General features: G+C 32.8%; 1 protein-coding gene. It reads right to left on the reverse strand.

Annotated features, from left to right (window positions below):
- Positions 1–49 precede the first annotated feature (49 nt).
- Positions 50–393 (reverse strand): hypothetical protein (locus ERX29_RS11035; RefSeq protein WP_165981145.1); only part of this gene is annotated, 344 nt, incomplete at its 5' end.

The following is a 393-nucleotide window of genomic DNA, read 5'->3' on the forward strand; positions in this document are numbered from 1 at the left end:
TTTTAAGTCTTATACAGCCATGTTACCGCGCCCTCCGTCATCTAAAATTCTACAGTTCATTTAAACTTTCCTGAACCGAATCATGTTCTTCTAAAATTAAAGGTTGTACAAACTCTCTCTGGAACAAATTTGGAGGGTGTTGAAGAGATTCTTCTTGAGATGATTGCCTCTCTGATAAAGTATCGGATAATATAGCAGTAATATCGCGCTTTAAATCTTCAAATAAACTTCCAACTGTCTCTGTTGTTTTACGCTCAATTTTTTCATCAAAATATTCACTAATGCACAAATTAGTTTTTTCAATAAATGCTTTACTTAATAAGTTTTCACTATCTTCATTATCTGCAATGAATTGATAAAGATGACGTTGCAAAGATTTTAACTGTCCCAAGC

Origin of the sequence: Macrococcus lamae (genome assembly GCF_004359545.1) — a bacterium.
Classification (GTDB): domain Bacteria; phylum Bacillota; class Bacilli; order Staphylococcales; family Staphylococcaceae; genus Macrococcus; species Macrococcus lamae.